We start from the raw sequence: 12,851 nt of genomic DNA on the forward strand, positions 1-12,851 counted from the left end.
CCGGCGGTAACGCAACTTCCGTCAAGCCGTTGGCACCACACACCGGACAAGGCAGTATCGAACCCATGGCTGACCTCATCACCGTCGACGACCCCGACGACCCCCGTCTGCGCGATTACACCGGACTCACCGATGTCGAACTCCGGCGCAGACGGGAGCCCGCCGAGGGCCTCTTCATCGCCGAGGGCGAGAAGGTGATCCGGCGCGCCAGGCACGCCGGTTACGAGATGCGGTCGATGCTGCTCTCCGCGAAGTGGGTCGACCTGATGCGCGACGTCATCGACGAGGTCCCCGCCCCGGTGTACGCGGTCAGCCCCGAACTCGCCGAACGGGTCACCGGCTACCACGTCCACCGCGGCGCCCTCGCCTCGATGCAGCGCAAGCCGCTGCCGGACGCCGCGGAACTGCTGGCGAAGGCCCGCCGGGTGGCCGTCATGGAAGCCGTCAACGACCACACCAACATCGGGGCGATCTTCCGCAGCGCCGCCGCCCTCGGCATGGACGCCGTCCTGCTCTCCCCGGACTGTGCCGATCCCCTCTACCGGCGCTCCGTCAAGGTATCGATGGGTGCGGTCTTCTCCGTCCCGTACGCCCGTCTCGACTCCTGGCCCAAGGGCCTGGAGACGGTACGGGAAGCCGGCTTCGAACTCCTCGCGCTGACCCCGGACGAAAAGGCCGACAGCATCGACCGGGCGGCCCCGCACCGGATGGACAAGGTGGCACTGATGCTCGGCGCCGAGGGTGAAGGACTGTCCACCCGGGCCCTCGTCGCCGCCGACCGATGGGTACGCATCCCCATGGCGCACGGTGTCGACTCGCTGAACGTGGGAGCGGCCGCCGCCGTCGCGTTCTACGCCGTGGCATCGGGCCGCCCGCAGCCCTGAGCGGCCACTGGAGCGGACCCGCCGGAGCCCCTCCGGCCCCGTCCCGGAACCGCGTCCCGGGATTCGTTCCTCCCTGAACCGCGGCCTCCGGCCCCGCGAGCCCGGCCCGTCCCGGGCGGCGTGCCCCGGACCCGGCCTAGCCGAGTCCCTGCTCCTGGATTCCGTTCCGGTCGTGCCGCTGGGGCTCGACCTGTGTCCGGTCCGTGCCCAGCCCCCGGGCCGGTCCCTGGCAGCCCTGCGCCACCGCGATGCCCAGCGCCACCAGCAGCGTCACCACGACGAAGACGACGAGGCGCTGGCGCAGCAGCCGTGGATTGGCGGGGCGACGGCCCGTCGAGGTCGTGCGGGTCCCGGGCCGTGTGCCCGGCCGGCCGTTCGTCCCGTACGTGCCCTGCGGGCGCCTGCCGGACCGTGTGGTGTCGCGCGCCTGCTGAGGCCGCTGAGGACGCGAACCGCCCGTGCGGGGCGCCCCGGGACGCGACGGCGTCACCTGCCGGCCGCTCTGCGGCTGCCTCTGCGGTTGTTGTCGCCGACGGGGCGCAGGCGGAGCCGTCCGGCGGGTCCACTGCTCGGTGTACGGGCCCCCGGTCCGGCTCGTCGGCCGGTCCGGCTCCCGCGCCGAACGCTGCACCGGCGGGCGGCTCTCGTGCAGCCCCTGCGCCTCCCGCGCGGCGATCTCCTTGAGTCGCATGGAGAGTTGGAGCGTGCTCGGGCGATCCTGCGGGTCCTTCGCCAGACAGGCGCTCACCAATGGCGCCAGCGCGTCGTGCACGTCGTACAACTGCGGTTCCTCGTGCACCACGCGGTACAGCATCACCTCGGAACTGCCGTGCCCGAAGGGCGAGTCGGCCGTCGCCGCGTACGCCAGCGTGGCACCGAGCGAGAACACGTCCGTCGCCGGTGTCACGGCCGCGCCGCGCACCTGCTCGGGAGCGAGGAACCCGGGCGAGCCGACGGCCGTACCGACATGCGTGAGCGTCGACGCCCCGGTCGCCCAGGCGATTCCGAAGTCGATGATCCGCGGGCCCTTGGGGGAGAGGAGGATGTTCGAAGGCTTCAGGTCGCGGTGGACGACCCCGGCCTCGTGCACCGCCACCAGTCCCTCGGAGAGCGCCGCCCCGATCGAGGCCACCTCGGCCGCCGACAACGGGCCCTCCTCGGCCACCTTGTCGTGGAGCGAGGGCCCCGGCACGTACTGCGTGGCGAACCACGGACGGTCCGCCTCCAGATCGGCGGCCACCAGGCGGGCCGTGCAGCCGCCCCGGATCCGCCGCGCGGCGGACACCTCGCGCGCGAACCGCGAACGGAACTCCTGGTCCTCCGCCAGATCCGGCCGGATCACCTTGAGCGCCACCCGCTGCCCCCGCCGGTCCGAACCGAGGTAGACGACACCCATGCCGCCCGCCCCGAGCCGACGGTGCAACCTGAACGAGCCGACGACACGCGGGTCCTCGCGCCGGAGCCGCATCATCGCCATGTTCTGCCCATCCCCGCTGCCTGGTACGCCTGACGAGCACAGCTTACGTATCCGGCGCCCGGGGCGCTCAGAGGCCGCGCCCTCGCCCGCCGATCGTTTACGGGTGCGTGGCACGGTCCATGACGGTGTGTGGTCGTGCGCCGGTTGCCGCGAGACACGGAACGGGACATCAAAGAAGGTGTCCGGGCGGGTCGTTGACGCCGTGGCCGCCGCCCGGACGAGCGGGTCGCCGCACCCCGGCCCGGTGCGGCCGGGGCTCGCGAGGACCGCGCGGCGTACCGGCGGCCCCGACGACCCCGGGCCGCGACGAGTGAGTGACGTCACGCCCGCGGGACCGGTCACCGCCGCACCCTGCGAGCACGTCCCCGGGACGCCCCCCGGGGGACCGGGCGGCCGATCTCCACCCAGGGGAGGACAACGACCGCCCGCGGCTCCTCCTCCGGGATGCCCGGCATTCGGTACGCGGGCATGACGCCCTTCCCCTCCCGCGTCCCTAATGTTGAGGTCAAGCGGTGGGCGGCACTCGTCCCCCGAGGTCACACGCCCGCCGCCCCACATCGGTCAGGAGAGGAAACATGGCGGACACGGCAACGCGGGCCATGATCCGTGCGCGGGGAAGCAGGCTCCACGCCTCGCTCCGTCGTCGCCCGTCGTCCGGCCACCGTCACCCGCTGGTGGCGACGGCGATGGTTCTTCCCCTGGCGGCCCTGCTCGTGGTCGTCTTCGGCGGCTGGGAAGCGGTGGTCACACAGGCGTCGTCCGTGGGCGTGATGCTGGGGCGCTGAGCGGCGCCCCGGGTCCGGAAGAGCGGTCCGGACCGGGACATCCGACCATCAGCCCCGTGGGGACGGGGGTGCGGCGGACGGCAGCGTTTGTCCGGTCAGCTGGGGAGCTGACCGGACATCGCGCTGCCCGGGCCCGTTCCGGCCGCGTACGCTCGTCGCCGGGCCCGGTACGACGCACCGGGCCACCGGGCCCCGCACGGGCCGGCCCGTGTCAGTCCGCCACCGGGGGAGACCGTGACCACCGCAGTCGTACGCGCGCTGGGCGCCCTCGCCCACCGGGCCGCCCACCCGCCGTCCAGGACGGCCTGCGTCTGCCCGCCACCCGTGACGCTCGCGGACCGGGCGGACGCAACGGTGGTCCGCAGCGGACCGGTGGTCGCCAAGGCCCACGCCCCCGGCACGCCCGTCCCCGACCTGCTGACCCGCATCGCTCTCGCGGACCACTCCCGGCTGACCGGCATCCTGCTCGCCCCCCTGCGGCCCCGGCCCCTCGCCCCGTCCGCCGCCCTCCACGGCCGCCCCGTCACCCTGTGGCCGCACGGCGAGCCCGTCGACCCCGACGACCCCGACGCGGCCCCCTGGACGGAGGCGGCCACGCTCCTCGCCGGGCTGCACCGCACCCCGGCCCCTCCCTCCCTCGCCCTCCCGCCCATGCGGGGCCCCGCCAAGGCGGCGCTCGCCGTCGCCCGGATGCGCGCCGCCCGGCCCGACGACCCGGCCACCGCCCCCGTACTCGCGGCCTGGCGCGGCCTGCCCGCCTGGGCCCGGGGCGAGGCCCCGCCGCCCGAGCACCGCTCTCGCTTCCTCTGCCACGGCGATCTGCACCTCGGCCAACTCGTCCGCCACCCCGCGCCGCACGGCCCCTGGACGCTCATCGACATCGACGACGCCGGACTCGGCGACCCCGCCTGGGACCTCGCCCGCCCCGCCGCCTGGTACGCGGCCGGGCTGCTGCCCCCCGACGTCTGGCTGCGCTTCCTGGACGCCTACCGGGCGGCGGGCGGACCCGCCGTGCCCGCCGACGGCGACCCCTGGCCCGAACTGGACGTCCCGGCCCGGGCCCTGACCGTGCAGACCGCCGCGCTCGCGTACGCCAAGTCCGCGGCGGAGGGCCGTGCTCCGGACGAGGTGGAGCGGACGATGATCGACGCCTGTGCCCGGATCTCCTCCCTCCCGCCCCGGTTGACGGCCGGGCACTCGTCGTAGGCTGAACCGACCGTCGGCGGACACGCCGTCCGGCGGCGGCCACCCGACGGCGAGGAGATGAGAGTCGAATCATGCAGTGTCCCAAGTGCCACGCACCCATGCACACGTACAACCGCAACGGCATACAGATCGAACAGTGCAGCGGCTGCCGGGGGATCTTCCTCGATTACGGCGAGCTGGAGGCCCTGACCCGCATCGAGGCGCAGTGGGCGCAGCAGGCTCCGCCCGCCCCGCAGGCCCCCGCCTGGGGTGCGCCGCAGCACCACGGCGGTCACTACCGTCACAGGAGCTTCGGCCGCATGCTCTTCTCGTCCTGAACGGACGTCCCCCCGTTCTCCCGAGCGGGGGGACACCGGGTTCTCCCCGGCGGAGGACACCGGCCGACGCGCCACCGCAGGCCCGGACGCCCGCCCGTTCCGGCCTGCGGTGCGTTCCGACCACGCGCGGTCGTCGTCCACGGGCGCGACGTGGAGACGGAAAACCCCCGGTCGCCGAGACGACCGGGGGTTTTCGGTGGTGCGCGATACTGGGATTGAACCAGTGACCTCTTCCGTGTCAGGGAAGCGCTCTCCCGCTGAGCTAATCGCGCAGGGTGAACCCGCGTGTACTGCGTGCGCGATACTGGGATTGAACCAGTGACCTCTTCCGTGTCAGGGAAGCGCTCTCCCGCTGAGCTAATCGCGCGGGGGATCCTTGCGGACCAGTGGACGATACTGGGATTGAACCAGTGACCTCTTCCGTGTCAGGGAAGCGCTCTCCCGCTGAGCTAATCGTCCTTGGAGGTGGAGACGGGATTTGAACCCGTGTAGACGGCTTTGCAGGCCGTTGCCTCGCCTCTCGGCCACTCCACCCGGAGTGAGGGTTCGGGAAGAGCCCCCACCTTTCTGCGAGCGGACGACCAGGTTCGAACTGGCGACCTCAACCTTGGCAAGGTTGCGCTCTACCAACTGAGCTACGTCCGCTTGTCTTTCCCGGTCCGCTTCCGCGTCCCGGCGACGTGTTGAACTCTAGCGGATTCCCGGGCCAGTACAAAAACGCGTTTGTGCAGCGTGCTGGGGCGCGTCCGTCCCGGAACCCTTCCGGTGCGCCGTTCTAGACTCGGCGACGTGCACCACCTCGCTCCCATGGCCCGCTTCGGCGGTCTCGTCGCGTCCGACCTGCGGGACGTGACCAGTGATCCAGCGGCCCTCGAATCGTCCGGCTTCTGGGCCGTTTCCGCCGACTTCGAGGGCCGCCTCGTCTGCGCGCGCTTCGACACCGTGCGCACGCAGGAGGTGCCCGCCCCGGTGCACGGGGCCTGGCGAGGGCCTGCCGCCGACGCCTGGACCTCGTCCCTGGACCGCGCCGCGTACATCGAGGGGGTACGCCGGATCCGCGCGTACATAGCGGCGGGCGAGGTCTACCAGGCCAACCTCTGCCGGGTGCTGACCGCGGCACTGCCCGAACCGGCCGCGGCGGACGTGGACGGGCTCACCGCGCTCCTGGCACGCGGCAACCCCGCTCCCCACGCCGGAACGATCCGGCTGCCCGCGCACGGCGTGGAGATCGCCACCGCGTCCCCCGAGCTGTTCCTGCGCCGGGTGGGGCGGACCGTCGAGTCGGGGCCCATCAAGGGCACCGGGCGGACCGAGGACGACCTCCTGGCAAAGGACCACGCCGAGAACGTGATGATCGTCGACCTGGTCCGCAACGACCTCGGCCGGGTCTGCGCCACCGGATCGGTCACGGTCCCCGACCTGTGCGTGGTGGAGAAGCACCCGGGTCTCGTCCACCTCGTCTCCACCGTGCGCGGAGAGCTGGCCGAAGGTTCCGGGTGGCCAGAGCTCCTCGACGCAGCGTTCCCGCCCGGCTCCGTCACCGGGGCACCCAAGTCCAGCGCCCTCGGCATCATCGAGGAGCTGGAGACCGCTCCGCGCGGCCCCTACTGCGGCGGCATCGGCTGGGTCGACGCCGACCGCCGTACCGCCTCCCTGGCCGTCGGCATACGGACCTTCTGGATCGACCGGACGCAGAGGGCGCCGGTCCTCCGGTTCGGTACCGGAGCCGGCATCACCTGGGGCTCGGACCCCGAGCGCGAATGGGACGAGACCGAACTCAAGGCGTCACGGCTGCTCGCCGTGGCGTCGGGCGAACATGAAGCGACTGGAGGAATCGCGTGATGAGGATGTGGGTCGACGGCGGACTGAGGGACGCCGACGAGGCCCGGGTGTCCGTGCTCGACCACGGGCTGACCGTGGGGGACGGTGTCTTCGAGACGGTCAGGGCCGCCGACGGCAGGCCCTTCGCCCTCACCCGTCACCTCCACCGGCTGGCCCGCTCGGCCCGCGGCCTCGGCCTGCCCGAGCCCGACCTCGACGAGGTGCGCCGCGCCTGCGCCGCCGTCCTCGACGCCAACCCGATGCCGCTGGGCCGCCTGCGCATCACGTACACCGGAGGAGTCTCGCCGCTCGGCTCCGACCGCGGCGACGCCGGTCCGGGCCTCTTCGTCGCCCTGGGGGAGGCAACCCGCCGCCCCGACAGCACGGCCGTGATCACGGTCCCCTGGACGCGGAACGAGCGCGGCGCGCTGGTCGGGCTCAAGACCACGTCGTACGCGGAGAACGTCGTGGCACTGGCCCGGGCCCACGAGCACGGTGCCTCGGAGGCCCTCTTCGCCAACACGGCCGGACGGCTCTGCGAGGGAACGGGGTCCAACGTCTTCGTCGTGCTCGACGGGCAGCTGCACACCCCGCCCGTCGCCTCCGGCTGCCTCGCCGGGATCACCCGCGCGCTGGCCGTGGAGTGGACGGGGGCCCAGGAGACCGACCTGCCGTTCGACGTCCTGGAACGGGCGGAGGAGATCTTCCTGACGTCCACCCTGCGCGACGTACAGGCCGTCCACCGGGTGGACGGCCGGGAACTGCCGGGCGCTCCGGGGCCGGTGACCGCGAAGGCCATGCGCATCTTCGATGAGCGGGCCGGGAACGACCTCGACCCGTAGCCGTGTGCCCCGCGGGCCGGGTCCATGGCAGCGAATCCGTGAAACGGGGTGACGAGCCGGTCGCGGGTGGATAGAACAACGTCGATGACCACCACCCTCCGGCCGACCGGGCCGATTCAGGAAGGCACCGACGGTGCGAAGAGCCGCGCGTACGACGTGTGCGACAACGGACGGCCCGTCGGGACCGTCGAGATCGGCACGGATCCGGCGTTCGGCACCACGGCCGGTGTGCTGCGCTCGCTGAGCATCGCCGAGTCGGCGTGGCGGCGGCGCGGGCGCGGCACCATCGCCGTCCTCGCCGCCGAGGAGGCGCTGCGGGCGTGGGGCTGCGCCCGGGTGTCCGTCGAGGTGCCCGCGGACAACGAGCCGGCCGCGCGGCTGGCGGCGGCCCTCGGCTACGTCGAACGCGGCCGCAACATGATCAAGGACCTGGGCCCGACGGCGCCGCCGCTCCCCGAGGGCGTCGCCGCACGGCCGATGACGCCCGAGGAGTTCGCGCGCTGGAGCGAGGCCGCCGTCGATCGGTACGCGCGGTCCTGGTCCGACCGGGGCGTCCCGCCCGAGCAGGCGATGCGCAAGTCCCGGTCCGACCACACCCGGGACCTGCCGAACGGCCTGAGCACCGCGGGCGCGCACTTCCATGTCCTCGTCCACGGCGGCGAGGTCGTCGGGCACGTCTGGGTGACGGTGCGGGAGACCGGCCGGGGCGAACCGGCCGGGTACGTCTTCGACGTCGAGGTGAGCGAGGGCAGCCGGGGCCACGGCTTCGGACGCGCCCTGATGCTGCAGGCGGAACGCATCGCCCTGGGCGCGGGCGCCCGCAGCCTCGGGCTGCACGTCTTCGCCGAGAACACACCGGCGCTGCGGCTGTACGAATCGCTCGGCTACCGCACCACGCGGTACCACCTGGCCAAGCCTCTCTAGGGCATCTCTAGGGCGTGTTTCGAAAGTCTCGTCCGGGCCCCGCCCTTCGGGCGGACGACGCTGCTTTCGAAACACGCCCTGGTGACCCTCCCGGCAGCGTTTGCGCCGTCGCGCTGCCCGGCGCACTTCCCCGAGCTCTCAGCTCCGTTCGAGCGGGGGAGCCCCATCCCTCGTGGCGTTTTTTGCCGGAGCCATCCGCGTACCTCCCCGTACGAGGACGGTCCTCCACTCCGAGATCGCACGGTGTCGGACGCCGTGCGGCCCGGCCTCCGGCCGAACGACGACAGTTCGAAGACAGGGCCGGGCATCCCTCCGGAGAGACCGCCGGCGGCTCGGAGATGGTGTGTCCGGGAGGGTCAGCCCTGCTCGGCCCCTTCGGCGAGCAGCCGGTCGGCGATCTCCTCGATCCGCTCGCGGAGCCCGTCCTGGCTCTTGCCGCCGTCCAGCCGCTCGCCACCGATCACATACGTCGGCGTACCGGTGACCCCGATCGCCTTGCCCTCGGCCTGGTCGGCGTCGACGATCAGCATGTGGCGTCCGTCGATCAGCGCGGTGTCCATCTCCTCGGCGTCCAGGCCGAGTTCGCGCGCCACCTCGATCAGCAGCGGCTCACCGGCGCGGTCCAGGTCGCCGCAACGGTCCAGGACCGCCTCGACGTACGGCCAGCCGCTGCCCTGGGCCGCGGCCTCCTCGGCGGCCTGCGCGGCGGCGTGGGCGTGCTTGTGCTTCTCCAGTGGGAAGTGCCGCAGTCGCACCTCCAGCCGGTCTCCGTACCGGGCCCGAAGGGCTTGTACATCGCAGAGGGCCCGATGGCAGTCGGGGCACTGGAGTTCGCACCAGACATCGAGGACGAGTGGGGTCGCGGGGGTCGAATCGCTCATGCGGCCAGTCTCGCAGGGCCCGCTGCGACGGCCCAATCGGCTCCGGGGCCGGATGCGTACCGGGAGCCGACGGGCTGACGGACCGGGTGCCCGACCGGGCGGAGGACCCCTCGGGGCCGTCGCCGAACCTCCCCGGGGCGTGCCCGGATCGGCACCTGGGGAGGATTGCGGCCCTGAGAACACCCTGAAGTGATCCGGGACCGTGGCCGCCCGGCCGTCGGCCGGTGCAGGATGGAAGGGACGTATCCCCTGGGCGTCAGACGTTTCCCTCGTACCTGGAGGCACCGATGCTTGCCGAGACCATCTGCTCCGCGGTGTCCGCGGCGGGCCTGGGCATCGCCGCCGTCACCGGGTACCGGAAGCGCTTCCTCGCCGCGACGCGGATCGCCGCCTACTCGCTGGTCCCGATCGGCCTGGTCCTGACTGGTGTCGTGGGGTGGGTCGCCGGAATCGCCTTCAGGCCGACCGTCTGGCTCGGCTTCGGGCTCCTCGCCGTGGCCTGGGTGCTGTTCACGACGACCCGCGCCGTCGAACGGAGAGGGTCCGGCACCCGCAAGGAACGCAAGGCGGCCGAACGGGCGGCGCGCGGCGGAGCCGTCGCCGCCGGGTCGGCCCCCTCGCTCGGGTCCGGGGCCTCGGGTACGCGTACGCAGCCGGTTCCGGGGGCGAAGACCAGGCGGTCGTCCACGTCCGCCGAGGACGACTTCAGCGACATCGAGGCCATTCTGAGAAAGCACGGCATCTGAACGGCGCGCCGTCCCACCCTCCACCCGGTGGGGCGGCGCACGCCCGGTGGACGGCCTGCCGAAGCCGCGGCGCGGGGGTCCGTGCGCCCGCTCCCTGCGATGGGGGGCGCCGTGGACCGGTGCGGCCAGGGCATCAGTGGGGCAGGGCGAGCGGCGGGCGTGGCAGGGATCAAGGATGTGGCCCGGCAGGCCGGGCGTGCGTCGGCACCGTGTCGCATGTGATCAACCGGCCCGAGGCGGTGTCGCCGGACACCCGGGCCCGGGTCCTGGCCGCCGTCGAGGAACTCGGCCACGTGCGCAGCGAGCCCGACGACGGCGACGGCACGCACGAGCACCGCAGCGTGGCGCTGCGGCCGGAGCTCGTGGTGCGCCCCTCCACCAGCACACTGCCGAGCTGACCGGGCCGGAAACCGGCCTTTCCCTCCTCGGCCGGTCATCTTTCCGGCGTCCTTCAATCCGGCTCTGAGCAGGCCAAGTTGAGCGTAACGAGCGTCAACAGCAGGCCGTCGGAGGGGCGGCGGCCCCGAATGACTGGGGGAAGATCGGACGGAGAAGCGAACGCGCGTGTCCCCGAAGCGGGTGAACTCCCCTTCCGGGCAGGTCGGTTGGCCATGAGCAGACTCAGGTGTGAGTCATGATCGTTCCGAGATGGTCGACACTTCCCGGGGCGATGCCCCCGCAAGCCCTGCCGAAGAGCCGCGTGGTTGCCTCTTCGCGCTGTCCCAGCCGCCTCTGATGATCTTCCTCGGGGTGGTCGGCAGCCTGCTGCTGATGGCCGCGTTGCATGATCTGTTCATGCTGTGAGCGGTCAGCCGGCCGCTTCCTTGCGGCGCGCCCGGTACGCGGCCACGTGCAGACGGTTACCGCAGGTGCGGCTCGAGCAGTAGCGGCGTGAGCGGTTGCGGGAGAGATCGACGAAGGCGTGCCGGCAGTCCGGGGCCTCGCATCGGCGCAGCCGCTCCTGCTCGCCCGCCACCACGATGAAGGCCAGCGCCATGCCGCAGTCGGCCGCGAGGTGGTCGGCGATCGAGGCGTCCGGCGCGAAGTAGTGCACGTGCCAGTCGTAGCCGTCGTGGTTGCTGAGTTGCGGTGTGGTGCCGGCAGCGGCCACGAGGGCGTTGACGAGCGTGGCGGCGGTCTGCCCGTCGTCCGTCGCGAAGACCGCGGCGAAGCGTGTCCGCACGTCCTGTACGGCCCGCAGGTCCTTCTCGTGCAGCTCTCCCACGCCGCTGATGCGATGGCGCCGCGCGAAGTCGTAGAGCGCCGCGACGTCGGGGAGGCCGTCGGCCTGGCCGCCCTCCGGCCGCCCGCTCGCCGGTGCGGTGTTCAGCAGATCGACCACCGTGTCGAGGGCGATCCGGGTGTCGTGGGGGATCAGCACGCTTCCGCTCCCTGGCCTCCGGCGGGCGGTCGCCCGCAGTCGATGCCGGCTGACTCTACTGGCTCGGTCCCGGCGTACAGAGGGCCGAGAGGGCCCGCGAAGCGCCCGATGAGCGCATACCGGCCATGCCGGGGCGGTCCGGGAACGGCGGCGCCCGTCAGGGCCCGGGACGGGCCGGCGAGGAGGAGGGATCGTGCGGCGGCGGGCGGTGGCCGGGCGGCGGGCTGCGGAGCGGCGGGGCATGCGCCGACGCCGTCACCACGGTGGATTCCGTGATGACGGCGTCGGTGTCACCTGTGTGGTTTTCCGCGCGGCGCCGTCTCCCCGAGTCGGACGGCGCCGTGCAGCTCTCGGCCTGGCTCAGCTCTCGGCCAGGATGTGTGAGAGCTCCGTGTCGAGGTCGAAGTGACGATGCTCGGTGCCCGGTGGAACCGCGGCGTCGGTCCTCTTCAGAAACGACTCCAGGGCTCGTGCCGGGGCCTCGAGAAGGGCTTCGCCCTCCGGGGAGCTCAACGCGATGCAGACGACGCCCTGGCCGTGACTACGCGATGGCCAGACGCGGACGTCTCCGGTGCCGGTGGGCCGGTGCAGCCCCTCGGCGAGGAGGTCGCGGGCGAATACCCATTCGACCGTTTCCTCCGCTCCGGTGTGGAAGGTGGCGTGCACGGCATAAGGATCGGCCGTGTCATACCGCAGGCCCGCAGGTACAGGCAGTGATGACTCGCTCGACACAACGAGGCGCAGGTGCAGCTCGCAGCTGACCGTGGTGTTCATAAGCGCCAGGGCCTTTCGCTCAGTGTGCGCTCGGGGATTCGCACGTCGGCGAAATCGACATGCCACCTACGGTGGCGTTGTAAACCCCTCTGACCTTTTTGTGTTCCTTCGGGTCGCTCGTACGGCGCTGTGTAACTTCGAGTCATACGGCCATTCCGGTGATGAAGGCCGTTCCGGTAGGTTGGTCGGCGTGAATGTGCAGCGCGACAAGCGGGGCGGCGACGCCGCATCGGCGAAGCCCGGACCCGCCACGGGGGACATGGTCGAGCGGGCGCCGGGAAGTGCCTCGGAGGACGTGACGGAGGAGGGCCGCGTGCTCGGCTCCCGGGCGCCCGGCTTCATCAAGGCGTCCAGGGCCTTGCACCTGAGCTGGCAGGTCGGTGTCTTCGTGGTCGGCCTCGCGGTGGTCGTGGCCGGGGTCGTCATGCTGCCGCTGCCGGGTCCCGGCTGGCTGGTGATCTTCGGTGGCATGGCGATCTGGGCGACCGAGTTCGTCTGGGCGCAGTTGGTGCTGCGCTGGACCAGGCGGAAGGTCACCGAGGCCGCCCAGCGGGCCCTGGACCCCAAGGTGCGGCGGCGCAACGTCATCCTCACGGTGGTCGGCCTGGTGATCGCCGCGGTGCTGGTGGCGGTCTACGTCTGGAAGTTCGGCATCACCATGCCCTGGAAGATCCACGAGTGACCCAGGGGTGGTCATGGGGTGCCACTGACATGCGGTAATGTTTGGCCTGCGCCCGGGCGATTAGCTCAGTGGGAGAGCGCTTCGTTCACACCGAAGAGGTCACTGGTTCGAACCCAGTATCGCCCACCGGG

Annotated in this window: 14 protein-coding genes, 6 tRNA genes and 1 pseudogene; 12 read left to right on the forward strand and 9 right to left on the reverse strand. The window is 72.3% G+C overall.

Going from position 1 to position 12,851, the window contains the following annotated elements; genetic code table 11:
• Window positions 1-65: 65 nt before the first annotated feature.
• The gene (locus ACGF2V_RS10200; protein ID WP_362704973.1) at window positions 66-884 is read left to right on the forward strand and encodes an RNA methyltransferase; all 819 of its coding nucleotides are present in this window, start codon (window positions 66-68) and stop codon (window positions 882-884) included.
• 136 nt (window positions 885-1,020) lie between these two features.
• Here the strand turns inward: ACGF2V_RS10200 and ACGF2V_RS10205 are convergent, their stop codons facing one another.
• Window positions 1,021-2,361: a serine/threonine-protein kinase gene (locus ACGF2V_RS10205; RefSeq protein ID WP_362625980.1), complete on the reverse strand. Its 1,341-nt coding sequence runs from the start codon at window positions 2,359-2,361 to the stop codon at window positions 1,021-1,023.
• A 575-nt stretch (window positions 2,362-2,936) separates the two neighbouring features.
• On the opposite strand from ACGF2V_RS10205, the gene ACGF2V_RS10210 reads away from it, so the two are divergent.
• The 3 genes from ACGF2V_RS10210 (at window position 2,937) to ACGF2V_RS10220 (ending at window position 4,669) form a co-directional block, all read left to right on the forward strand.
• Window positions 2,937-3,146 (forward strand): hypothetical protein, encoded by a 210-nt coding sequence (locus ACGF2V_RS10210; protein WP_362625977.1) that lies wholly within the window; start codon window positions 2,937-2,939, stop codon window positions 3,144-3,146.
• A 234-nt stretch (window positions 3,147-3,380) separates the two neighbouring features.
• Window positions 3,381-4,352, forward strand: coding sequence for an aminoglycoside phosphotransferase family protein (locus ACGF2V_RS10215; protein ID WP_362704969.1), 972 nt, complete (start codon window positions 3,381-3,383; stop codon window positions 4,350-4,352).
• 71 nt (window positions 4,353-4,423) lie between these two features.
• Window positions 4,424-4,669: a zf-TFIIB domain-containing protein gene (locus tag ACGF2V_RS10220; RefSeq protein ID WP_362625972.1), complete on the forward strand. Its 246-nt coding sequence runs from the start codon at window positions 4,424-4,426 to the stop codon at window positions 4,667-4,669.
• Window positions 4,670-4,866: 197 nt separating this feature from the next.
• Here ACGF2V_RS10220 and ACGF2V_RS10225 read toward each other — a convergent pair.
• The 5 genes from ACGF2V_RS10225 to ACGF2V_RS10245 form a co-directional block, all read right to left on the reverse strand.
• Window positions 4,867-4,941 (reverse strand) — tRNA-Val (locus ACGF2V_RS10225).
• Window positions 4,942-4,964: 23 nt separating this feature from the next.
• Window positions 4,965-5,036: transfer RNA gene (locus tag ACGF2V_RS10230), tRNA-Val, on the reverse strand.
• 20 nt (window positions 5,037-5,056) lie between these two features.
• Window positions 5,057-5,128: transfer RNA gene (locus ACGF2V_RS10235), tRNA-Val, on the reverse strand.
• A 1-nt stretch (window position 5,129) separates the two neighbouring features.
• Window positions 5,130-5,203, reverse strand: a tRNA-Cys gene (locus tag ACGF2V_RS10240).
• A gap of 38 nt (window positions 5,204-5,241) precedes the next feature.
• Window positions 5,242-5,314, reverse strand: a tRNA-Gly gene (locus tag ACGF2V_RS10245).
• Window positions 5,315-5,476: 162 nt separating this feature from the next.
• Here ACGF2V_RS10245 and ACGF2V_RS10250 point away from each other — a divergent pair.
• From ACGF2V_RS10250 to ACGF2V_RS10260, 3 genes are all read left to right on the forward strand, one after another.
• Window positions 5,477-6,511 carry a chorismate-binding protein gene (locus tag ACGF2V_RS10250; RefSeq protein WP_362705174.1) on the forward strand — a complete coding sequence of 345 codons (1,035 nt, stop codon included), beginning with the start codon at window positions 5,477-5,479 and terminating at the stop codon, window positions 6,509-6,511.
• Window positions 6,511-7,332 (forward strand): aminodeoxychorismate lyase, encoded by an 822-nt coding sequence (locus ACGF2V_RS10255; RefSeq protein WP_362625969.1) that lies wholly within the window; start codon window positions 6,511-6,513, stop codon window positions 7,330-7,332. Before ACGF2V_RS10250 ends, ACGF2V_RS10255 begins: the two co-directional genes overlap by 1 nt.
• 84 nt (window positions 7,333-7,416) lie before the next feature.
• A complete protein-coding gene (locus ACGF2V_RS10260; RefSeq protein ID WP_362704966.1) occupies window positions 7,417-8,256 on the forward strand; it encodes a GNAT family N-acetyltransferase in 840 nt (279 codons plus the stop codon).
• A gap of 356 nt (window positions 8,257-8,612) precedes the next feature.
• Here ACGF2V_RS10260 and ACGF2V_RS10265 read toward each other — a convergent pair whose 3' ends face one another.
• On the reverse strand, window positions 8,613-9,137 hold the full coding sequence (locus ACGF2V_RS10265; RefSeq protein ID WP_362704963.1) for a DsbA family protein: 525 nt from the start codon (window positions 9,135-9,137) through the stop codon (window positions 8,613-8,615).
• Between the two features lie 287 nt (window positions 9,138-9,424).
• Here ACGF2V_RS10265 and ACGF2V_RS10270 point away from each other — a divergent pair, with 287 nt between their 5' ends.
• From ACGF2V_RS10270 to ACGF2V_RS10280, 3 genes and pseudogenes are all read left to right on the forward strand, one after another.
• The gene (locus tag ACGF2V_RS10270) at window positions 9,425-9,883 is read left to right on the forward strand and encodes a hypothetical protein (protein ID WP_362704960.1); all 459 of its coding nucleotides are present in this window, start codon (window positions 9,425-9,427) and stop codon (window positions 9,881-9,883) included.
• Window positions 9,884-10,042: 159 nt separating this feature from the next.
• Window positions 10,043-10,188, forward strand: a pseudogene (locus tag ACGF2V_RS10275) (LacI family DNA-binding transcriptional regulator); the annotation flags it as partial.
• Window positions 10,189-10,531: 343 nt separating this feature from the next.
• Window positions 10,532-10,687, forward strand: coding sequence for a hypothetical protein (locus ACGF2V_RS10280; protein WP_362625958.1), 156 nt, complete (start codon window positions 10,532-10,534; stop codon window positions 10,685-10,687).
• Window positions 10,688-10,691: 4 nt separating this feature from the next.
• Here the strand turns inward: ACGF2V_RS10280 and ACGF2V_RS10285 are convergent, their stop codons facing one another.
• Window positions 10,692-11,264: a CGNR zinc finger domain-containing protein gene (locus tag ACGF2V_RS10285; RefSeq protein ID WP_362704957.1), complete on the reverse strand. Its 573-nt coding sequence runs from the start codon at window positions 11,262-11,264 to the stop codon at window positions 10,692-10,694.
• A gap of 360 nt (window positions 11,265-11,624) precedes the next feature.
• Complete coding sequence (locus ACGF2V_RS10290) at window positions 11,625-12,038, reverse strand: SsgA family sporulation/cell division regulator (protein ID WP_003959770.1); 414 nt, start codon at window positions 12,036-12,038, stop codon at window positions 11,625-11,627.
• 190 nt (window positions 12,039-12,228) lie between these two features.
• Here ACGF2V_RS10290 and ACGF2V_RS10295 point away from each other — a divergent pair, with 190 nt between their 5' ends.
• The gene (locus ACGF2V_RS10295; RefSeq protein ID WP_362704954.1) at window positions 12,229-12,720 is read left to right on the forward strand and encodes a TIGR02611 family protein; all 492 of its coding nucleotides are present in this window, start codon (window positions 12,229-12,231) and stop codon (window positions 12,718-12,720) included.
• Window positions 12,721-12,774: 54 nt separating this feature from the next.
• A tRNA-Val gene (locus ACGF2V_RS10300) sits at window positions 12,775-12,846 on the forward strand.
• Window positions 12,847-12,851: the final 5 nt, after the last annotated feature.

This window comes from Streptomyces sp. NPDC047982, from assembly GCF_043204165.1.
Classification (GTDB): Bacteria; Actinomycetota; Actinomycetes; order Streptomycetales; family Streptomycetaceae; genus Streptomyces.